The organism is Streptomyces sp. NPDC001515 (assembly GCF_053597115.1).
In genome coordinates, this window is the sequence record NZ_JBSFHN010000024.1 from 101759 (window position 1) to 122598 (window position 20840).

Sequence of the window (20840 nt, forward strand, 5' to 3'; positions counted from 1 at the left end):
TGCCGGCGTCCCCGGGCCCCCGGACGCCGAACGTGCTGCGCTCGCCGGTCGGACTCGGCCGGGCGGTGTGCGTCCTGCTGGGCGTGGTGGCCGCGGCGGACGTGGCGTCCATCGGCGCCGGGTTCCACGCACGCCAGGTGTTCGGCGAGGCGACGGCCGACGACTTCCTGCGGTACGAGGACGCGGCGGCGGACCGCGCGGACATGCTCTACCGGGCTGCCGGATCGCTGTACGTGATGGTGTTCCTGGCGACGGCGGTCGTCTTCCTCGTCTGGTTCCGCCGGGTGCGGCTGAACGCGGAGGTCTTCGACGCCCACGCGCACTCCATGCGGCCGGGCTGGGCGATCGGCGGCTGGTTCGTGCCCCTCGGCAATGTCGTGCTGCCGCACCGCGTCGCGAGCGACGTCTGGACCGCGAGTTCCCCCGGAGGCGGCGGCACCGGGGCGCCCGCGCCGCGCGGAGTGCTGCACGCGTGGTGGGGGACGCTGCTGGGCGCGACCGTGTGCGCCCGGTACGCCGCGCTGTGCCAGGAGCAGGCCGGGGACACCAATGAACTGCTGCACGCGCTCGACCTGGGCATGGTCGCCGACGGCCTCGACATCGCCGCCGCGGTGCTCGCGATCCTGTTCGTGCGCCGGCTGACCGCCCTGCAGGGCGAGCGGGCGGCGGCCGGTCCGGACCGGCACGCCGCACCGTCCTTCGCGGCGGAACGCGCGGCATGGCGCCGGGCGCACTGACGGCCGCCCGACGCCGGACGGAACCGTGTCGGGCAGTCCGAGGCCGTACCGGCCGGTGCCCGGACGCCGGACGGAACGGTGTCAGGCCTTCCGACGGCGTACCGACCAGGTGTCGGGCCGCCCTTCGCCGGACGGAACGGTGTCAGGCCGCCGCCCCCCGCCGGACCGAACGCCGTCCGGCCGCTCCCCGCCGGACCGACCGGCGTTAATCAGACGGAGCGAGTGACGATTTTCAGCCATTCGGCGCTGAACCCGATAAGACGAAGCGCTGCGTCCATGTGCGCCCGGGCGCGGGGACGGCCGACGGGAGACGCCGATGAGCCTGCTCGAACTGATCGCAGCCGCCGACGCGCGGGGACTCGCCGCGAGTGCCGCGGGCTGCCTCGACCGCTGCCTGCCGAGACCGGAGGGCGGGGCAGGGGCCGACCCCCTGCGCCCGCTCTGGTCGGGCTGCGCCGACCCGGGGCTCTGGCCGGACCGGCTGGCCCAGGCGCGTACGGCGGTGGACGCCCTCGCGGAGACGGACGGCGACGCCACCCTCGCGCGGATCCGCGGCCTCCTGGGAAGGGCCCCGGGGGAGCGGACCGGCGAGGAACTGCGCGCCTGGGCGGACGCCTGCTCGCTGCTGGCGCTCGACGTCCACCGGGGCTACGACGCGGCCGGGACCGACACGGAGGACCCGGTGGCACACTGCCGCACCGGCGCGACCGCGGGGGCGGGCCCGCTGCTGGCCGGCGAGGCCGCCCGCCAGGTCCGGATCCTGGAGATGCTCGCGGAGATCGGTGAGGGCGCCCCGGTCGGCGCCGGACTGCGTCAGGTCATGGACGTGTCGACCGAGGGCCAGCGGGTGCTGCGCGCCGCCGCCGCCCGGAGGGCACGCGTCCGCTGAGGCGTGCGGCGCGGCGGGGTGAACGGCTGCGGGGTGCACGGGGTTGTGGGGTGCGTGGGGGCCTGGAGTGCACGACTGCGAGCGTGCGGCAGCGAGGCGTGCGCGGCGGCGGCGCGAGCGGTTGTGGGGTGCGCGATCGTGAAGTGTGCGGTTGCGAAGAATCGTGCCCAGATGTCATGGGAAATCCGGCACATCGCCATTAGCCAGGGCTAATTCCTTGGGGAGACCCGGGTGATAGCTCTGCGCGCGAAGCCTTGACATGGACTCGATTGAGGGGGACCGATGCGCCGGACGGCAGTGAGCAGAACGGCCGTGGGAGTGGTCGCGGGCACGATGGCGGTGCTGTTCGCCGCGGGCTGCTCCGTGAGCGTGGGATCGAAGGCCGTGAAGGAGGACGACGTCGCCGCCCAGGCGTCGGAGGCCCTCGCCAAGCAGACCGGAAAGAAGCCCGACGACGTCAGCTGCCAGGACGACCTCAAGGCCGAGGTCGGCGCCACCGTGCGCTGCGAACTGGCGAGCGGCGGCACGAAGTACGGCGTGACGGTGACCGCGAAGTCCGTGGACGACGGCAAGGTGCGGATGGACGTCAAGGTCGACGACGCCCCGGCCGGCGGTCAGTCCTCCACGCGGCCCGACCCGGCGTCCTCCGCCGGCAGCTCCGGCGGCGTCGACAAGGCCGAGGTCGCCCGCCAGGGCAAGGCCGCCCTCGCCGCGCAGGCGGGGCGTCAGCCCGACGCCTTCTCCTGCCCCGAGGACCTTCCCGCCCGTGTCGGCGCGACCATCCGCTGCCAGCTCGCCGCCGACGGCAAGCAGTACGGGGTGACGGTCACCGCGGCCTCCGTCAACGGAGGCAAGGTCACCATGGACTTCAAGGTCGACGAGACGCCGGGCGGCTGAGGCGGCGGCGGGCGCGCGGCCGGGGCGCGGGGCGCGGAAGGGAGTGGAGGACGACCGGGGCCGCCACCCCCCACAGGAGAGGCCCCGGTCGTCTTCCGCGGGGCCGCAGGACGACCCCGTACTCATCTCTGCGCCACGGCCGCGATTTCTGTCACACCGTCCGGTGACACTCCGGATGTTGCAGGTTGTACAAGTCATGGACGCGGCGCCCGCGCAGGACGTAGCGTGCGGAGTCGCGCAGGGTGGCGCGGCAGTGGTGACCAGCTGCGATTCGGGACAGCAGGGCAGGTTGAGGGAGTGCTGGGGGACGACGCGGGGCTTACTGCCGCGGTGCTCGCGGCTCAGGACGGGGACGAGGACGCCTTCCGTACTGTGTACCGCGCTGTGCAGCCGCGGCTGCTGGGCTACATAAGGACGCTGGTGGGGGAGCCGGACGCCGAGGACGTGGCGTCCGAGGCGTGGCTGCAGATAGCCCGGGACCTCGATCGGTTCAGCGGTGACGCGGACCGGTTCCGGGGCTGGGCGGCCCGGATAGCCCGCAACCGCGCGCTGGACCATCTGCGGATGCGCGGCCGGCGGCCCGCCATCGGCGGGGACGAGACCGAACTGTCCGAGAAACCGGCCGGCTCCGATACGGCGGACGAGGCCATCGAGGCCCTCGCCACCGGTCGCACCATGTCGCTCATCGCCCAGCTGCCGCAGGACCAGGCCGAGGCCGTCGTCCTGCGGGTGGTGGTCGGGCTGGACGCCAAGAGCGCGGCCCAGACCCTCGGCAAGCGCCCCGGCGCCGTCCGCACCGCCGCGCACCGCGGCCTCAAACGCCTCGCCGAACTGCTCCGCGCCGACGCGGGCGCTGACGGGGCGACGGCCGACAGGGCCACCGCTGACGGCGCACCTGCCGAAGGAGCGACGGCTGAGAAGGCCCTCGCTGAAGGTACGACGGCTGAAAGGTCCGCCACCCCCGGAAGGCCCGGCCCCGAACAGGCCACCCCCGGAAGGCCCGGCCCCGAACGGGCCACCCCCGGAAGGGCCGAATCCGAAGGGGCCACATCCGGAAGGGTCGTCTCCGGAAGCGCCACCCCCGAAGGGGCCGCAGCCGGAAATGCCCCCGCTGAACGGGCCGCAGCCGAAAGCGCCGAGGGCGCCGCGGTCACCGGCAACGGCCGGGCACCCCTGCCCGCGCCCCCCGTGCCCGCGCCCTCCTCGCCCGTCGCGCCCCCCGCACCCGCCTCCCCGGACGCCCGGCCCCCCGCCGGGGCGGGCCGGAACGGTTCCGAAGGGGGCCGTACACTCCCGGAGCCGAACCGTCCGGCAGCGGAACGAGACCGTCCGTCCGGCAATGGTCCGGTTGCGCCGGCCGGGTCCGTGGGCGAGCCCGGCGACGGCTCGGCCCGGACGCCGTCCGCGCAGGACAGCGCGGCGGGCCGGGCTCCGGGGCTCGGTGCCGTGCCCCCGCAACGCCCCTCCCGCACCGGTCTGGTGGCCCCCGCGGGTGTGACGCATTCGCGTCTGTGGACGCAGAAGGACATGTGATGGCCGACGAGCAGTACGGATGGCTCGACAAGGAAGCGGCGGAGCGACTGTTCCGCCGCGAACCGGTCGTCCCCTCCGACGGCCGGGACCGCCAGGACGCCGAACGCCTCGCGGCCGCCCTGGACGACGTGGCCCGCACCGCCCGCCCCGCCACCGCCGAACTGCCCGGCGAGGCCGCCGCGCTGGCCGCCTTCCGTGCCGCCCCCCGCGCCGCCGCCGGGAACGTCGCCGCCGACCGGGCGGAGCGCGCACCGGGCGGAACCGGGGATTCCGGCATGCTCCCGCCCGTACACATACGCGGGGCCGGCCCCGGCGCGGCAGCCGGGTCCGCGGCCTCCCGCGGCGCCCGCCCGATGCGCTGGAGCCGGCCGATCCGCTTCGGTCTGGTCGCCTCCCTCGCGTGCTGCGCGATAGGCGGGGTGGCCGTGGCCGCCGGAACCGGTGTGCTGCCCGGCCCGTTCGGCCGGCACGGGCCCGCGCCGGCCACGTCGGTGTCGGCCGCCGCCTCCCCCGAGGAGCTGGGTTCCGGCACCACCGCCGGCGAGGACGGCACCGCCGCCACACCGCCGCGCTCGCCGGGGCAGGACCCGACGTCCCCGGACCCGACCGGAAGTACCCCCACCCCCGGCCCCGGCACCCCCTCGGGGGACGGGACCGCCGGCGAGGGCCCGGACGGCACCGACGACCACGCCGGCGGCGCGTCCGACGCCACCACCCCCGGCGCCACCGGCCAGGGGCAGAACGACGGCGGCGCGGACGGCGAGGGCGACGCCACGCCCTCCGGCAGCGCCGAGGACTCCTCCGCCGCCTGGTACGCCAAGACCCTCAAGGCATGCCGCGACTACCGCGCCGGCACCCTCGACGCGGCCCGCCGCAAACGGCTGGAGGCCCTGGCCAACGGGGCCCGCAACCTGGACCGCTTCTGCGCCCGCGTGCTCGACCAGGCGGGCGGCAAGGGCAGCGACAACCAGAGCGGCAACGGCAACGGGAACGGCAACAATCAGGGCGAGCCCGGGGACGACGAGGACGGCGGCTCGGGCACCCTCCCGTCGATCGGCTTCTCCACCGCCTCGCCGGAGCCGACCGTCGCCGGCACCCCGGATCCCGGCCTCGCGGACCCCGGCCTCGCGGACGTCCCGGAGCCGACCGCGTCCCTCGCCGCGCGCTGAAGGGGCCCGTGGCACCCGGTGTGACGTTTTCCGGCCGCCGGGCGCAGTAGTGAGTGAGCCGACTGGTCATCGGCAGCGCCCGGAGCCGGGGTTCCCCCCGTACCTGCGGCTCGGCGCGCATGGCGCGGGCGGGACACGTTCCCCCGGTCCCGCCCGCGCCCCTCTCCCTCCGCGCCCTCTCCGCGCGGCTCTCCTCCGCGCCTCCGGGCGCCGCTTTCCGCGCGCGGCGCGGCTCACCAGTAGATGACGACCTTGTCGCCGTTGCGGACCTGGTCGAAGAGCGCGGCGATCTTCCCCTCGTCCCGGACGTTGACGCAGCCGTGCGAGGCGCCGCTGTAGCCGCGGGCCGCGAAGTCCGAGGAGTAGTGCACCGCCTGGCCGCCGCTGAAGAACATCGCGTACGGCATGGCCGTGTGGTAGATCGAGGACACGTGGTGCCGGGACTTCCAGTAGACCGAGAAGGTGCCCTCGCGGGTCGGGGTGTACTGCGAGCCGAACCGCACGTCCATCGACGAGACGACCTTGCCGTCGATCATCCACGCCAGCGACCTGCTGGTCTTGCTGATGCAGATCACCCGGCCCGTCATGCAGCGCTTGTCGGGCTTCGCGGCCGGGCGGGTCGTCGGCGGGGTCAGCTCCGCCGCCGTCGGGGTGCGCGTCATGCCGAGCAGCTTCTGCCAGGTGACGGTGTCGGTCTTCCCGGTCCCCGGCAGTCCGCGCTTGCCCTGGAAGGACTGGACGGCGGTGACCGTGACGGAGCCGTAGTAGCCCGTGGGGGTGCGCGCGAAGTGGCCGATCTGCCGCAGCCGGGCCTGGAGCTCCCGCACCTGCCGCCCCTGCGCGCCGCTCGCCATCAGCACCTCGGCCTGCGGAGTGGCGGGGGGCGTGGAGGCCGGCGGCTTCGTGGGTGTGGGCTTCGGCGACGGGCTCGCGAGCGTGTCCGGCGCCGCGCTCGCCGACGGGGTGGGCGAGGCGCTCCCGGCCGTGTCGGCCGGGCCGCTACTCGCGGGCGCCGAGGGCGCCGCCGACGCGCTGCCGACCGGCTCCGCCTTGCATCCCGCGGTCATGGCGACCAGGGCCAGGACGGCCGCGGCGGCGGCACCCGCCCCCCGGCCGCCGAGGCGCGCGTGACCGCGCCCGGTTCTTCCGCTGGATATCATCCCGGCCCCCTTCGGCCCGTTGTTTCCGCGATATCCCCTGGGACGGATTCCCGCTTCCTCCGGTTGCCGGATCGCACGTAACGAAGGGGTAGCGGTGGTCGATCATGGAGCGCGGGGCGAGCCGCGAAACCCCCGCGTCCACAGCCTCGCACGCGCGTGCGACACTCCGTTTCATGCTGGGTGTCACCGACCTTCCGACCTATCTCGCCGGCCTCGCGCTCATCGTCCTGCTGCCGGGCCCGAACTCCCTGTACGTGCTCTCCGTCGCGGCCCGGCGCGGGGTGCGGACCGGGTACGCCGCCGCGGCCGGCGTGTGGACCGGGGACACCGTGCTGATGACCCTGTCCGCGCTCGGTGCCTCCTCGCTGCTCCAGACCACGCCGGTCCTCTTCGCCGTGGTGAAGTACGCCGGCGCGGGCTATCTGACCTGGATGGCGATCGGGATGCTGCGGGCGGCGGCCGGCATGTGGCGCGAGCGGCACCGCAGGGTGGCCGAGATCACCGGCGGGGCGGAGGGGGCCGCGCCCCCGGCTGCCATGGAGCGGCCGTACCGGCGGGCGCTGGTGGTCAGCCTGTTCAACCCGAAGGCGATCCTCTTCCTGATCTCCTTCTTCGTGCAGTTCGTCGACCCCGGGTACGCCTACCCGGCGCTCTCGTTCCTGGTGCTGGGCACCCTGCTCCAGATCGCCAGCTTCCTGTACCTCTCGGTCCTGATCTTCGGCGGTACCCGCCTCTCCGCCGCCTTCCGCCGCCGCAAGCGGCTCTCGGCGGGAGCCACGTCGGCGGCGGGCGTGCTGTTCCTCGGGTTCGCGGCGAAGCTGTCGCTCAGCAGCGTGTGAGCGGGGCGGCCCCCGTCACTCGTGCCAGGCCGAGCCCCCCACGTTGTGGATCATGCGCTGGAGCACCTTGAGGGCGGCGACGAACTCCTCGTCGGGGATGCCCTCGTGGATCTCCGCGCGGGCGGCCATGACGCTCTCCATGGCACGGGTGCGCAGGGCGTGGCCCTCCGGGGTCATCCGCAGCCGGGCGTCGGCGTCCTGGGTGATCAGGCCCCGGGCGACCAGCGTGTCGATCTCCGGCTCCAGGGCGGCCCCGGTGTCGAGGTAGCCGCTCAGGAGGGTGACCACGTCGGCGCGGGGCCGCCCCTTCTCGTCGGCGTCGGTGAGCTGGTTGAGCACCCACCAGGGCGGCTGGGTCAGTCCGTGTGCGGCGAGCGCGGCACGGATGTGGGTCACGGTCGCCTTGTGGGCGGCCCAGCTCCAGTAACCGATGGGCTGGGCGGCGAGTCCTGCGTCGTCATGTGAGTAGTTCATGCCGAGAACGGTAGGAACTCAACCGCACTTGAGGTCAAGGCCGAGCGGGGCGAGATACTCCGCGAGCCCGGTCGTGTCCTCGCCCGCCCAGCCGACGTACCCGTCCGGACGCACCAGGAACAGCCCCTTCCCGTACGCCTCGTAGGCAACGGTGCGGTGCACCCGCAGCAAGGGGCCCTCGCCGGAAGGGAGTTCCGCGTCGGTGCCGACGGCGAGCAGGGTGAAGTGCGGACCCCGGAAGACATCGAAGAGCCGGCGGCCGTCGCCGGACGGGCCGTCGGGGGCGCGGTCGCCCGCCTCCAGTACGCCCGCGCTCCCCGTGGACAGCGGTCCGCCCCGGTAGCCGATGCCCAACTGCTGTGCCGCCGCGCCCCGTTCCTGCTCGCCCCGGTGGATCCGGGTGGAGAGCCCGAGCACCCCGGCGGCGACCGGACGCCGCTCCTGCTCGTAACTGTCGACCAGGGACGCGGACGCCCCCTGGCCGAGCACCAGGTCGAGCTTCCAGCCCAGGTTGTAGGCGTCCTGCACGCTCGTGTTGAGTCCCTGCCCGCCGGCCGGGGAGTGGACGTGCGCGGCGTCCCCGGCCAGCAGCACCCGCCCCGCGCGGAAGCGGTCGGCGAGGGCGGCGCGCGGGCGGAAGTCGGAGGCCCAGCGCACCTCGGTGACGTCCTCGGCGCGCAGATGGGTGCGCGCGGCGACCAGGGCCCTGACGCCGTCGGCGGAGAGGTCCGGCGCGCCCTCCTTGAACTGGGCCACCAGCTGGAAATCGGCCGTGCCGGGCAGCGGGCACAGCGTGAGGAACCCGGCGTCGGTGGTCATCATGTGCCAGTTGAGCCGGTCCAGGGCCCGCTCCGCGATCCGTACGTCCGCCACCAGCATCGGGGCCGGGTCCACCGTCTCGCCGGTCATCCCGATGCCCAGCGCGCGGCGCACGGCCGAGCGCCCGCCGTCCGCCGCCACCAGGTACGCGGCGCGGGCCGTACCGGTGGACAGCCGCGCGGTCACCCCCTCGGCGTCCTGGTCGAGACCGGTCAGCGCGGTCGAGAACTCCACGTCCCCGCCCAGCTCGCGCAGCCGCCCCAGCAGGATCTCCTGGGTGCGCCACTGCGGCATCATCCACGGCTCCCCGTACGGCTCCGCCTCCGTCGGCGGCGCCACCCGGAACATCCGGTGCTCGCCCGTCCGCGCACCGTCCCGCCACGCCATCCCGACCGGGGCCGGTCCGCCGTACGCCCGCACCGCGTCCCCCACCCCCAGGTCGTCCAGGACCTCCCGGGTGCGCGGCTGGATGCCCTTGCCGCGCGAGCCGGGGAAGAGCCCCGCCCCCCGCTCGACCAGGCGGGCGGGAACACCCCGGCGGGCCAGGTCGCAGGCCAGGGCGAGCCCGCACGGGCCCGCGCCGACGATGAGGACCCCGGTTTCCTTAACGTTGTTAAGTTCCATGTCCGCGAGTGTGGATTTAACACCGTTAAGTTGTCAAGGGGCTCAGGCCGCGCGGGCTGTTAACGTGGCGAGGTGGGCACGACGAAGATCGACCGCGCACGGGTGGCCGACACCGCGCTGCGGCTGCTGAACGAGGTGGGCCTCGACGGGCTCTCCCTGCGCGCCATCGCCAAGGAGCTGGACGTCAAGGCGCCCGCCCTCTACTGGCACTTCACGGACAAGCAGGCCCTGCTCGACGAGATGGCCACGGTCATGTACCGGCGGATGCTCGACGAGGGCCTGCCCGGTCCCACCCCCGAGACCTGGCAGGACCAGCTCGTCGCGTACAACAGCGGACTGCGCCGCGGGCTGCTGCGCTACCGCGACGGCGCCAAGGTCTACGGCGGTGCGCGCTTCACCGGCACCGAGCACGCCGAGGGCCTCGAAGGCCATCTGCGGACCATGGTCGACGCCGGCTTCGAACTCTGGCAGGCGGTGCGCGCCGGCACCACCGCGTACTCCTACACGATGGGCTTCGTCAGCGAGGAACAGGGCGTCCACCCGCTGCCGGAGCAGCAGCGCGACGGCTTCGACATCGACGAACGCGCGCAGCGCCTGGCCCGCTATCCGCTCGCCGCAGCGGCCGGCGAGGAGATCTTCGCCCACTACGACGAGCGCTTCGAGGACGGCCTGCGCCTGATCATCGCGGGGATCGAGGCGCGGTACGGGAAGCGGGGGTGAGGGGGCGGCGGCCCGAGGGCACGTCAGGAGCCAGGGAGGCGGGGCGGCCGGGCGGCGCTCACGCGGCCCGGAGGAAGGCCGACGTCGCGACGCGGCCCAGCATCGTCAGCCGGGACGATCCGTCCGCCAGATGCTTGTCCAGGGCCTCCTGGACACCCGGCCAGGACGCGTCGCCGTAGTCGTCGAGGACGACGATGCCGCCCGGCGCGACGATCTCCTCGACCCACTCCAGATCCGCGGCCACGCCCTCCATCGAGTGGTCGCCGTCCACGACGATCACCCCGTACGCCCGGTCGCCGACCTCGGCCCGCACCTCCGGGTCGGAGGAGAACCCCTGGCGGATGCGCGGATGGTGCGTGGAACCCGCCCCGGTCAGCGCCAGATTGGCCCGCACCACGTCCTCGCGCACCGGAGTCCCCGTCGGGTCAATCGACAGCGAGGTGCCGGGCTGGAGCTGTGCCCCTGCCAGCGGATCGACGATCGTCAGCTCCGGCTCGATGCCCGCCCGGTGCACCATCCGGGTCAGCGCCGAGGCGAACAGCCCGTACAGCGTGCCGATCTCCAGGATGCTCCCGTTCGGCGGGGCCAGCAGCGGCACCGCGGCCAGCTTTCCGCACACATTGGACGTCGACCCCGCCAGCCGGCCGACCCCCAGCGCCTCCAGCGCCACCACCGTGCGGTACGCCGTGACGACACTGCGGCGCGCCTTCGCGGTGTCCCCGCACAGCACGGCGATCTGGTCGACCAGCGTGTCGATCTCCCGGGCCGGCGGCATCCGGTGCGCGCCCCGGCCGGTCCCGTCGAGGAGCAGTCCCAGGGCGTATCGGTTGCGCCGCGCCTCCTCCATGTCCTCGCGCAGCGCGACGAGTTCGGAGCGAATCGGTTCGGCCACCCGCTCCGCCCGGAGGCGGATGCGGCGGTCGAGCAGATCGAGGGCGGGGCGCAGGGCGCGCTTCGTCAGACGGTTGCGCAGAAGGGAGGGCATGGGTGGGAACGTACGCGGGGCCGCGCACCGGTCCCACCACGCGCAGATGAAGTCTCGGTGTCCGCACGGCTACACGGGCAACCTTTCCCGCTCCTCGTCCGTCAGGGGCGCCACCGGCCGCGCGGGGAGCCCGGCGGCGCGCCCCCGCAGCCTCCGTACCACCGGCACCCCGGCCGTCACCACCAGGGCCAGCACCGCGGCGCCCCCGGCGAGCAGTCCGGCCCGCAGCCCCGGCGGCCGGAACGCGCAGTCGACCGTCGTCCGCCCGCCGTCCAGCGGCGCGGCCACCAGCCCCAGATACGAACCGGCCGGCCGCCCGTCACAGCTCCAGCCCGCGATGCGCGGAGCGGCCAGGACCGCAACGCCCGTGCTGCCCGGTGGCAGTTCGGCCCGGACCCCGCTGCCGGAGACGGAGACCGTCCGCGCCCCCGTCCGCTTCAGCCCCGCGACAGCCGCGGCCAGCCGGTCCCGGTCCAGACAGCCGACCGCCTCGTGCGGCACGGTTCCGTCCCGGTCCACCCGCAGCGCCATGGACAGGGCTCCGCCGCCGGCCCCGATCCACCGCATCCCGGCCCGCCGACCCGGCAGCTCCCCCCGGAAGTCGTTCGGTTCGCCGTCGGCTCCGAGCCGTGCCCGGCCGAAGAGGTCGGGCGCCCAGAGATACACCTCGCTCCGCGCGGGGCAGCGGGCCGTCAGCGTGTACGTACCGGGCCGCACGCGGTAGTCGTACGCTCCGGAGTCCTCGGCCCCCGCCCCGTCCCCGGCGGTCAGCGTGGTCGCGGGCACGGTGTACACGTCGGTGCCGAGCAGCCGTTCCTGGTTGCGGAACGGTGAACGGCCCGGCCGCCCGGCGTCGGCGGACGGTCGGACGGTCACCAGCGGCGGGGAGTCCTGCCGGACCACCGTGACCGGGCGGCCGTCCGGACGGTTCCAGCCCTGGTGCGGATCCCGGGGCATGCGGACCCGGGCGCCGACCGAGAACACCGCGTCCGTCACCGGATTGTCCAGGCTCTGGAGCGAGCGCCCGTTGGACGTCCAGCCGCCGCCCAGGGCGAGGAAGGTGCGGGTCAGCACGTCGGGGGTGTGGCTGCTGTAGTACGCCCCGCCCTCACCGCCCACCAGCATCGGATCGTTGGCCGTGGACTGCTCGAGACCGGGGTCGGTCCGGTAGCGCGGCCAGCCGTCCGCCCCTGCCACCGCCGCCGCCTGGCGGTTCTGGCGTGCGCCCCAGGGCGCGTAGTCGTCGAGCCGGTTCAGCCGCTGCCGGTCGGCGTACGCGGTCGTCGCGGCGGCCTGCCCGGCCTGCGAACCGATCAGCAGCAGCGCCGCCAGCACCGCGAACCCGCCCCGGCGGGCCAGCAGCAGCGCCCCCAGCGTGGCCAGCAGTCCCGCCGCGAACAGCGGATACGTCCACCCGGTCACCAGCGCGCTGCCGGTACCGCCCGCCGCGACCGCCCCCAGCACCACCGCACCGCCCAGCAGCGCGCGCAGGTCCGGCCAGCCGGACGCCACCGCCGTCCACGCGGCGATCACCACCAGCCCGGACAGCACGAACGTCTGCCGGTACGGGCTGCCGTTCGGCGTCGCGAAGGCGTGCCACAGCAGATGCGTGGGCCCCCACTGGAGCGACAGCGCGACCACGGCCACCAGCCCCGTCCAGACGAACCGCTCGGCGCGCGGGGCACCCCGGTGGAAGGCCAGCGCACAGGCCAGCAGCAGCGCCCCGGTCCCCAGGAACAGCGCCGGACTGAAGAAGCTGTACGTGGCCGGCAGCAGCCGCGCCGCCACATCGGACCAGTCCGCCGGGGCGAAGGCCCGGGTCCAGCCCGGATACGCGTGCCTGGTCCCCAGATACACCGGCACCAGCACCGGCGCGGCCAGCCCGATCCCCACCAGGACCGTCCGCACCGCCCGGCCCAGTCCCCGTACCCGCTCCCGCGCGGTCCCGCTCTCCAGCCCCAGCCGCACCGCCAGCACCAGGGCCGCGCCGAGCGTCGCCATGTACGCCGTGTAGAAGTTCGAGACCCACGCGAGCGTCACCAGCAGCGTCCCCAGGACCGGCCGCCGCCCCCGGCGCGCCCACTCGCCCGCCAGGCACAGCAGCGGAAACGCGATCAGCCCGTCCAGCCACATCGGGTTGTACACGGCCTCCACCACGGACCAGCCGCACAGCGCGTACGCGCCCCCCAGCACGCCCGCCACCCACTCCCGCCCGCGCCCCCGCCGCAGCGAGGTCAGCAGCCAGGCCATCGCCGCTGCCGCCACGCCCGCCTTCGCCAGCGTCACCACGTACACGGCCAGATCGATCCGGTCCTTCGGGAAGAATCCCACGAGCAGCGCGAACGGGCTGCCGAGATACGTTCCGGCATCCGGGAGAAAGCTCGTCCCGAACCCGGACTGCCAATTCAGCAGCCCGGGTTCCGCGTTCCCGTGCAACAGATCCAGCAGCCGCGCGTGGAACGGGACGAACTGGTTCCCCAGATCGTTCACGCTGCGCGTATGCGGTCCGAACGGATAACTGCGTGCCACCGCGTCCCCGGCACAGACCGTGACGACGGCGAGCAGTGCGGCCAGAGCGGCGCCCCGGGCGCGCGGGGACCGGGTAAGCGACAGAGTCCTCATGATGGGTCGAATATGTCATCGAACATCGTGAAATCCGCTTCGGCAGAAGGCGGTTCACCGGATGGACGGCGACGCTTCATGTGCCGGTCCGTGCCCGGTCACGCGGCGCCCGGAAACGATCGGCCGCACGGGACTCCCCTCACCCCGCCGCCGCCCGCTTCAGCGTCCGCGCCTTGCGGGCGAGGCGGCGGACCGTGGCGTTGCGCGGGATGAAGGCCAGCTGGGCGGGGACCGCCCCCGGCAGGCCCAGGGCGGTCAGCCGGCGCCGTTTGAAGTACCGCCAGAGGTTGTCGCGGTGCACGCTGAGATAGCGCTCGGCTTCGGGGCGCAGGGCGGCCTGGATCTGGGGCTGCATGGCGTAGCCGACGGCGGCGAGGAGGCCGGTGGGTTCGCCCGCGATCTGCTCGGGGGAGGGCAGGGACCAGGCGGTGACGGCGGCCGGGTCCTCCAGATCGGGGAGCAGCGCGTCGACGAGGGCCAGGGGGACGCGGTTGCTGTTCTGGTACGGGGTGAGCCGTTCCAGGAGAGGGGCGGTGCCGACGCGGGCGACGGGCAGGCCGTAGAAGGAGGCCGCGGTCAGCAGAGCAGTGGAGAAGCAGCCGACGACCAGGGCGGGACGCGCCGTCTCGAACAGGGTCTCCGCGAGGACCGGGGTGTCCAGGACGGTCAGCTCGGCGCCGAGTCGCTCCGCCTCCGCCTCCAGGGACCGGGCCCACCGGGCGGGGGCGCTGGGGTGCGGCTTGAAAACGATCCGGGTGTGACCGAGGGCGACCGCCCCGCGCAGCATCCGCGCGTGCAGGTCCTCCTCCTCCCGGGGGGTGAGGATGCCCAGCGTGGAGAGGTACTGGCCGAGGAGCAGGGCGGGGGCGGGAGTGTGTGAGGCGATGCCGGAGTCGGGTGCTGCGGACGCCAGTTCGCCCAGCACCTTCAGGAACACGTCCGTCGGTACGACCTCCGCCTCCACACCGAACTCCGTGAGGAGCAGCGGGCGCAGGCCCGGAACCAGGTCGAGGTGGAGCAGGCGGCGGATGCGGGTGCCGAGCAGCTGGTCGAGCTTGCTGCGGGTCGGCCCGTAGCTCATCAGCCCGTCGGCGTAGATGTGGACCGGGCTGTCGCCGAAGACGGTCGCGAGGGCCTGGGCGGGGTTGGCCTGGATGGACTCGCAGGCCAGCTCCACCGGCCCGTCGCCCAGCTCCCACTCCTGGCGGACGGCCCGCTCCCACAGGCCGGCGTCCTGCTCGCGAGGGGACCAGCCGGCCGGATGGAAGGGGCGGATGAAGTCGTTCCAGGACCGCACCGCGTCGAACTCGCCTGCCAGAACCTCGAATCCGGGGCGCTCGTGCAGCGGCGTGCCCAGTTCGGGGGAGGGGGAGGTGTCGCTGACGACGAGGACGCGCCGGTGTGCGGAGCGCGGGCCGAACTGGCCGGCCCGCAGCGCGGCGACGAGAGTGGCGGCCGCGTACTGCGTGCACGCGGAGAAGATCTGGGTGGTGGACCGGCCGGCCGGTGCCGTGTGCGTACCGGACATCAGGCCGCGACCTCCCGCGAGACGGAACGGCGGCGGACCCGGCGCAACTGGGCCGCGCGGCGGTCCCCGAGCGCGTCCAGGGTGTCGGCGAGAACGTCCTGCGGCATGCGCCGCAGGGAGGCCGCGCTCATCGAACGCAATTTCCGTGCCACTGCCGGTTCGAACCTTTCGATGGATTCGAGATGATGTGCCATGACCGCGCAATACGTGCGCACCGCTTTCGGCATCAGCAGCTCCGCCTCCGGATCTTTCGCGGTCTCTTCCAGCACCTGGTCGAAGGCCCGGATGAAGTCGAGCTGGCGCACATCACCGATCTGCGTGAGCGAGGACGCGACACCGCGCCGGTAGAAAACGCCGGGCAGTCCGACCGCCGCGAAGGAATCCGCCTCGCGGTGCAGCCGCCAGATCCACGGTCGGTCCTCCGCCGTCCGCAGCCCGTCCCGGAACCGGAGCAGCCCGGAGTCCGCGAGCCTGCGGTGGTATGCCCCGGCCCACGCGTACGCGTAATCCACCGGCGTCGACCGGTCCGAGGGCAGGATCACGTCGCGCGGGCGCAGCACCGTGTCGCGCAGCCCGTGCGGAACGCGGTGGACGGTGCGCACCCGGTCCGTGAACTGCACATGGTCCGTACGGACGAAATCGCAGCCCAGGGCGGTGATCGCGGCCAGCAGCCGCTCGTAGTGGCCGGGTACGACCCAGTCGTCGCCGTCGAGGAAGGTGAGGTACTCGCCGCGCGCCGCGTCGATCCCCGTATTGCGCGCGGTGGCCAGGCCCCCGTTCTTCTCGTGCGTGACGAGGACGGCACCCGGGATCTCGCGTTCGGCGCGCCGGAGGATGTCCAGCGTCCCGTCCGTCGAACAGTCGTCGACGAAGACGAACTCGAAATCGTCACGGGCATTGGCCCGCAGACTTCTCAGGGTGTCGGGGGCATAGGCCCGTACGTTGTAGAACGGCACGATGACGGAGAGCTTAACCACGCGCCACACGCTAGGCCGGGGTCCGTCATTTGCCCTGGCCCCGACAGGTACACCAGGTGAACGAAGAACGTCGACCTGATGAACCGGATCGGCCCGCTCGCCGGAAAAGGGGACGCGCCGGGCCGGTTGGCCAAGCGTCGGTGGTCTGTTAACCCGTTGTTGCTGTCGCGTTGGGCTGCGAATCCGAATGACTTCCTAAGTTCTGGGACGTGCCCTCCCGTACCGAAAAGACGACCGCCCTCCGGGTAGCCGTACTCGCCGACTCCGACACCCGCTGGAAGTGGGGCGCGCTCACCGCGCGCCGGCTGACCACGGGCGACGGCGGCGCCCCCGCGTCCCGCACGGAGATCAGCGGACTGCTGCTGCGCGGCCGGGCGACCCCCACGCCGCGCCAGCTCGCCGAGGTCGGCGACGTCGGGATCGACGGCGAGCGGGTCCGCGAGGTCACCGCGGTCGAATTCCTGCACGCGGTACGCGACGAGGGCTACGACCTGGTGGTCCTCGCCCTGGTGGGCGGCGCCGTCCAGGCCGTGCTGCACGGACTGGCCGCGCTGGACCTGCCGGCCAGGCCCGTCGTCGTCACCGGCTACGTCGGGGTCGTCTACGAGAAGCTCGCCGACGGACTGCTGCTGCGCCACGGCGCCGACCTGGTCCTCGCCAACTCCCGCCACGACGCCGACCGCTTCCGCGCGGTGTACGAGGGGGTGGGCGCCGACGCCTCCGCCGTCACGGAGGCCGCGCTGCCCTTCCTCGGCGGCGCCCCCTACCGGCCCGAACCGGGCCGCGACACCGTCGTGTTCGCCGCCCAGCCCTCCGTCCCCGCCGGCCGCGAGGACCGTGTCTACCTGCTGCGCCGGCTCGTCGAGCACGCCCGGCTGCACCCCCGCCGCGAGGTCCTGCTCAAACTCCGCTCCAAGCCCGGCGAGCACACCACGCACATCGAGGAACTGCCCTACCAGAAGCTGGCCGAACGGCTGCCCGGCGGCCTCCCGCCCAACATGCGCCTGGTCTACGGGCACATGGGCGAGGTCCTGGACCGCACCGACCTCCTGGTCACCGTCTCCTCGACCGCCGCCCTGGAGGCGCTGCACCGGCGCATCCCCACCGCCGTCCTCACCGACCTCGGGGTCCGCGAAGCGCTCGGCAACCACCACTTCACCGGCTCCGGGCTGCTCACCTCCTGGGACCACCTCGACGGCGGCGCCCACCCGGAGCCGGACGCGGACTGGCTGGCCGGCCAGGGCGTCGCCGCCGACGGCTCGTACGCCACCGCCTACGACTCCGCGCGCGCCCGGGTCACCGCCCTGCTGGAACGGGACCGGCTGCCCGCGCTCGCGCCCTACTACACGCCGTCCACCGCGCCCGGCTACCTCCCGGGCATCCTCGCCCGCCACCACCTGGGCCCCGACGGCCGGCCGCTGCCGGGCGCCGCCGCGCGGGGGGACACCGGCCGGGTCAGGGGAGCGGTCCGCGACGCCGTCCGCGAGGTCGCCCGGGGCGCGTACCGCCACGGCGTCCAGCGCGTCGCCCCGGTCATCCGGCGGATGGGCGAGCTGTGAACACCACCACCACGTCACCTTCTGGAGCAGCGATGCCGCAGCCCACCGTGCTCGCCGTGATCCCCGCCCGCGGCGGATCCAAGGGCGTCCCGGCCAAGAACCTCGCCCAGGTCGGCGGCGTGCCGCTGGTCGTCCGCGCCGTCCGCGCCTGCCTCGCGTCCAGCGAGGTCACGGACGTCGTCGTCACCACCGACGCGCCCGCCGTCGCCGAGACCGTACGGGCCGCCGCCGACGCCCTCGGCGAGAGCGGACGGGTCCACCTCGTCCGGCGCCCCGAGGCCATCGCCGGCGACACCGCGACCAGCGAGGCCGCCGTCCTGCACGCCCTGGACAGCTACGAGGCGGAGCACGGCACGACCGCGGACGTGGTCCTCCTCGTCCAGTGCACCAGCCCCTTCGTCAGCCGCGACGACATCGACGGCGTCGCCGCCGCCGTCGCCCGCGAGGGCGCCGACACGGCCGTCACCGTCGCCCCGTTCCACGGCTTCCTCTGGCGCGACGGCACCGCCGTCGAGGACCACAACTACGGCGTCAACCACGACAAGGCCGTCCGCCCCCGCCGCCAGGACCGCCCCGAGGACCTGCTGGAGACCGGCGCCGCCTACGCCATGGACGCGGCAGGCTTCCGCACCCACCGCCACCGCTTCTTCGGCCACACCGCGCTGGTGCGCACCGACCCCGCCCGGGTCCTGGAGATCGACGACCCGCACGACCTGGCCCGCGCCCGCGCGCTCGCCCCGCTCCTGGACCCGGCCCCGCTGCCCACCCGCGCGGACGTCGACGCCGTCGTCCTGGACTTCGACGGCACCCAGACCGACGACCGCGTGCTCATCGACGCCGACGGCCACGAGACCGTCGCCGTGCACCGGGGCGACGGCCTGGGCATCGCCGCCCTCCGCAAGGCGGGCGTACCGCTGCTGATCCTCTCCACGGAACAGAACCCGGTCGTCGCCGCCCGCGCCCGCAAGCTCCGCGTCCCCGTCCTGCACGGCATCGACCGCAAGGACCTCGCGCTCAAGCAGTGGTGCGAGGAGCAGTCCCTCGCCCCCGAACGCGTCATGTACGTCGGCAACGACGTCAACGACCTCCCCTGCTTCGCACTCGCCGGCTGGCCCGTGGCCGTGGCGAGCGCGCACGACTCGGTACGCGCCGCGGCGCGCGCCGTGACGACCACCCCCGGCGGCTTCGGCGCCGTCCGCGAGATCGCGGGCTGGCTCCTGGGCCCCACCCTCACCGACACCCCCCTCCCCGAGTAAGGACACGCACCATGAGCACCTCCCGCCTGCGCACCCTCGGCACCCGCACCGCCGGCCCGGGCCACCCCGTGTACATCACCGGCGAGATCGGCATCAACCACAACGGCGACCTCGACAACGCCCTCGCCCTGATCGACGTGGCCGCCGAGGCCGGCTGCGACGCCGTCAAGTTCCAGAAGCGCACCCCGGAGATCTGCACCCCGCGCGACCAGTGGGACATCGAACGCGACACCCCCTGGGGCCGGATGACGTACATCGACTACCGCCACCGCGTCGAGTTCGGCGAGGACGAGTACCGCGCCATCTCCGAGCACTGCGCCCGGCGCGGCATCGACTGGTTCGCCTCCCCGTGGGACACCGAGGCCGTCGCCTTCCTGGAGAAGTTCGACGTCCCCGCCCACAAGGTGGCTTCCGCCTCCCTCACCGACGACGAGCTGCTGCGCGCCCTGCGTGCCACCGGCCGCACGGTGATCCTCTCCACCGGCATGTCGACCCCGCGCCAGATCCGCCACGCCGTCGAGGTCCTCGGCTCGGACAACATCCTGCTCTGCCACGCCACGTCGACGTACCCGGCCAAGGCCGAGGAGCTGAACCTCCGAGTCATCCACACCCTCCAGCAGGAGTACCCCAACGTCCCGATCGGCTACAGCGGCCACGAGACGGGCCTGCAGACCACCCTCGCCGCCGTCGCGCTGGGCGCCGCCTTCGTCGAGCGCCACATCACCCTCGACCGCGCCATGTGGGGCTCCGACCAGGCCGCCTCCGTCGAGCCCCAGGGCCTGACCCGCCTGGTCCGCGACATCCGCACCATCGAGGCCTCGCTCGGCGACGGCGTCAAGAAGGTGTACGAGTCCGAGCTCGGCCCGATGAAGAAGCTCCGCCGGGTCCCGGGCGTCGTCGCCGAGGCGGCCCAGGCCGCCGAGCCGGTCGCGGTCTGACGGGCCGACCGGTGAACCTCGCCTTCGTCGAGAGCCCGGTCCAGCTCCTGAACGTCCTGGAGTGGGCCGTCACAGAGGGAGGCGGCGCCCGCGTCCTCGCGGACGTCACCGTCGTCGTCCTCCCTCCGGTCGACCCGATGTCGCGCGGTCAGCTGCGCCGGATGGCGGAGCTGGCCCGCGACGAGGGCATGACCGTGCGCTGGCAGGAGGCGCGCGGCGACTCGGGCACGTCCCTGAAGTCGCTGCGCGCCCTGGCCCGCCTGGTCCGGGGCGCCGACCACATCGTGATCGGAGACCCCTTCTCGCGGTACGTGCAACTGCTGCTCACCCTGGTACGGCCCCGCCGCCTCACCGTGGTGGACGACGGCACCGCCACCCTGGAGTTCGTCGCCCAGCTGACCCGGGGCGAGCGCCTCACCCGCTGGCACCGGCGCGGCGGCACCGGCCCGCGCGATCTGGCCCTGGCCCCGGTCACCGCCACCGCCCGCCGCCGCTTCACCCCCTCCCCGGCCCGCGAGGTCGAACTCTTCACCGCGATGCCGGTGGTCCCGCCCCCCGGCATCACCCTGATCCCCAACACCTTCTCCTGGACCCGCTCCCGCTTCGGCCCGCCCTCGCTCACCAAGGGCGCCGACCTGGTCGGCACCTCCCTGGTCGAGACCGGCGTCGTCGACCGCGCCCCCTACCTGGACGCCGTCGGCGCCCTGGCCCGCACCCACGGAGCCACCCGCTACTTCGCCCACCGCCGCGAGTCCACCGAGAAGCTCCACGCCCTGGAGGCCGCCACCGGACTGGAGATCGTCCGCCCCGACCTCCCCCTGGAACTCATCGCCCGACGCGGCCCCATCGGCCGCACCGTCCTCAGCTTCCCCTCCACCGTCGTCCACACCCTCCCCCTCGCCCTGGCCGGCACCGAGGTCAAGGTCGCCGTCTGCGACATCGCCCCCGAATGGCTCCACGCCACCGCCTCCCCCCGCGCCCAGGGCTTCCTCTCCGGCGTCACCGAATCCGCCCGCGGCGCCCACCGCCTCGGGGGAGCGATGGCGGTGACGGGGGAGGCGTGAGCGACGGACGGGGCGGGTCCGTGAGCGGACGGGCACGACCGGGCGCGCCG

General features: G+C 74.1%; 17 protein-coding genes and 1 pseudogene. 11 read left to right on the forward strand and 7 right to left on the reverse strand.

Going from position 1 to position 20840, the window contains the following annotated elements:
- Nucleotides 1–32: 32 nt before the first annotated feature.
- From ACWCXC_RS24835 to ACWCXC_RS24855, 5 genes and pseudogenes are all read left to right on the forward strand, one after another.
- Complete coding sequence (locus ACWCXC_RS24835; protein ID WP_450890569.1) at nt 33–737, forward strand: DUF4328 domain-containing protein; 705 nt, start codon at nt 33–35, stop codon at nt 735–737.
- Nucleotides 738–1053: 316 nt separating this feature from the next.
- Entirely contained in the window at nt 1054–1626 is a 573-nt protein-coding gene (locus ACWCXC_RS24840; protein ID WP_450682819.1) for a hypothetical protein, read from the forward strand.
- Nucleotides 1627–1908: 282 nt separating this feature from the next.
- Nucleotides 1909–2523 (forward strand): DUF4333 domain-containing protein, encoded by a 615-nt coding sequence (locus ACWCXC_RS24845; RefSeq protein WP_450890570.1) that lies wholly within the window; start codon nt 1909–1911, stop codon nt 2521–2523.
- A 297-nt stretch (nt 2524–2820) separates the two neighbouring features.
- A pseudogene (locus ACWCXC_RS24850) lies at nt 2821–3384 on the forward strand (RNA polymerase sigma factor); the annotation flags it as partial.
- Nucleotides 3385–4055: 671 nt separating this feature from the next.
- Complete coding sequence (locus ACWCXC_RS24855; RefSeq protein ID WP_450682818.1) at nt 4056–5225, forward strand: hypothetical protein; 1170 nt, start codon at nt 4056–4058, stop codon at nt 5223–5225.
- 233 nt (nt 5226–5458) lie between these two features.
- On the opposite strand, the gene ACWCXC_RS24860 is transcribed toward ACWCXC_RS24855, so the two are convergent.
- Nucleotides 5459–6385: a L,D-transpeptidase family protein gene (locus ACWCXC_RS24860; protein ID WP_450890571.1), complete on the reverse strand. Its 927-nt coding sequence runs from the start codon at nt 6383–6385 to the stop codon at nt 5459–5461.
- 173 nt (nt 6386–6558) lie between these two features.
- On the opposite strand from ACWCXC_RS24860, the gene leuE reads away from it, so the two are divergent.
- Nucleotides 6559–7224: a leucine efflux protein LeuE gene (gene leuE, locus ACWCXC_RS24865; protein WP_450682816.1), complete on the forward strand. Its 666-nt coding sequence runs from the start codon at nt 6559–6561 to the stop codon at nt 7222–7224.
- A gap of 15 nt (nt 7225–7239) precedes the next feature.
- Here leuE and ACWCXC_RS24870 read toward each other — a convergent pair whose 3' ends face one another.
- Both ACWCXC_RS24870 and ACWCXC_RS24875 read right to left on the reverse strand, forming a co-directional pair.
- Complete coding sequence (locus ACWCXC_RS24870) at nt 7240–7698, reverse strand: MarR family winged helix-turn-helix transcriptional regulator (protein WP_450890572.1); 459 nt, start codon at nt 7696–7698, stop codon at nt 7240–7242.
- Nucleotides 7699–7716: 18 nt separating this feature from the next.
- Nucleotides 7717–9141 (reverse strand): FAD-dependent monooxygenase, encoded by a 1425-nt coding sequence (locus ACWCXC_RS24875; protein WP_450890573.1) that lies wholly within the window; start codon nt 9139–9141, stop codon nt 7717–7719.
- Between the two features lie 72 nt (nt 9142–9213).
- Here ACWCXC_RS24875 and ACWCXC_RS24880 point away from each other — a divergent pair, with 72 nt between their 5' ends.
- Entirely contained in the window at nt 9214–9861 is a 648-nt protein-coding gene (locus ACWCXC_RS24880; protein ID WP_450682813.1) for a TetR/AcrR family transcriptional regulator C-terminal domain-containing protein, read from the forward strand.
- A gap of 58 nt (nt 9862–9919) precedes the next feature.
- On the opposite strand, the gene ACWCXC_RS24885 is transcribed toward ACWCXC_RS24880, so the two are convergent.
- From ACWCXC_RS24885 to ACWCXC_RS24900, 4 genes are all read right to left on the reverse strand, one after another.
- A complete protein-coding gene (locus tag ACWCXC_RS24885) occupies nt 9920–10846 on the reverse strand; it encodes a class I SAM-dependent methyltransferase (RefSeq protein WP_450682812.1) in 927 nt (308 codons plus the stop codon).
- Between the two features lie 69 nt (nt 10847–10915).
- Nucleotides 10916–13468 carry a YfhO family protein gene (locus ACWCXC_RS24890; RefSeq protein WP_450890574.1) on the reverse strand — a complete coding sequence of 851 codons (2553 nt, stop codon included), beginning with the start codon at nt 13466–13468 and terminating at the stop codon, nt 10916–10918.
- Nucleotides 13469–13607: 139 nt separating this feature from the next.
- Entirely contained in the window at nt 13608–14996 is a 1389-nt protein-coding gene (locus ACWCXC_RS24895; RefSeq protein WP_450890575.1) for a polysialyltransferase family glycosyltransferase, read from the reverse strand.
- Entirely contained in the window at nt 14996–15973 is a 978-nt protein-coding gene (locus ACWCXC_RS24900; protein ID WP_450682805.1) for a glycosyltransferase family 2 protein, read from the reverse strand. Before ACWCXC_RS24900 ends, ACWCXC_RS24895 begins: the two co-directional genes overlap by 1 nt.
- A gap of 209 nt (nt 15974–16182) precedes the next feature.
- Between ACWCXC_RS24900 and ACWCXC_RS24905 the strand changes: the two genes are divergently transcribed.
- From ACWCXC_RS24905 to ACWCXC_RS24920, 4 genes are read left to right on the forward strand one after another with little or no spacing between them, the layout of a single operon-like run.
- Nucleotides 16183–17532 carry a DUF6716 putative glycosyltransferase gene (locus ACWCXC_RS24905; protein ID WP_450890576.1) on the forward strand — a complete coding sequence of 450 codons (1350 nt, stop codon included), beginning with the start codon at nt 16183–16185 and terminating at the stop codon, nt 17530–17532.
- A gap of 32 nt (nt 17533–17564) precedes the next feature.
- A complete protein-coding gene (locus tag ACWCXC_RS24910) occupies nt 17565–18788 on the forward strand; it encodes a cytidylyltransferase domain-containing protein (RefSeq protein WP_450890577.1) in 1224 nt (407 codons plus the stop codon).
- Nucleotides 18789–18799: 11 nt separating this feature from the next.
- On the forward strand, nt 18800–19726 hold the full coding sequence (locus ACWCXC_RS24915; protein WP_450682802.1) for an N-acetylneuraminate synthase family protein: 927 nt from the start codon (nt 18800–18802) through the stop codon (nt 19724–19726).
- Between the two features lie 11 nt (nt 19727–19737).
- A complete protein-coding gene (locus ACWCXC_RS24920; RefSeq protein ID WP_450682801.1) occupies nt 19738–20790 on the forward strand; it encodes a hypothetical protein in 1053 nt (350 codons plus the stop codon).
- Nucleotides 20791–20840 lie beyond the last annotated feature (50 nt).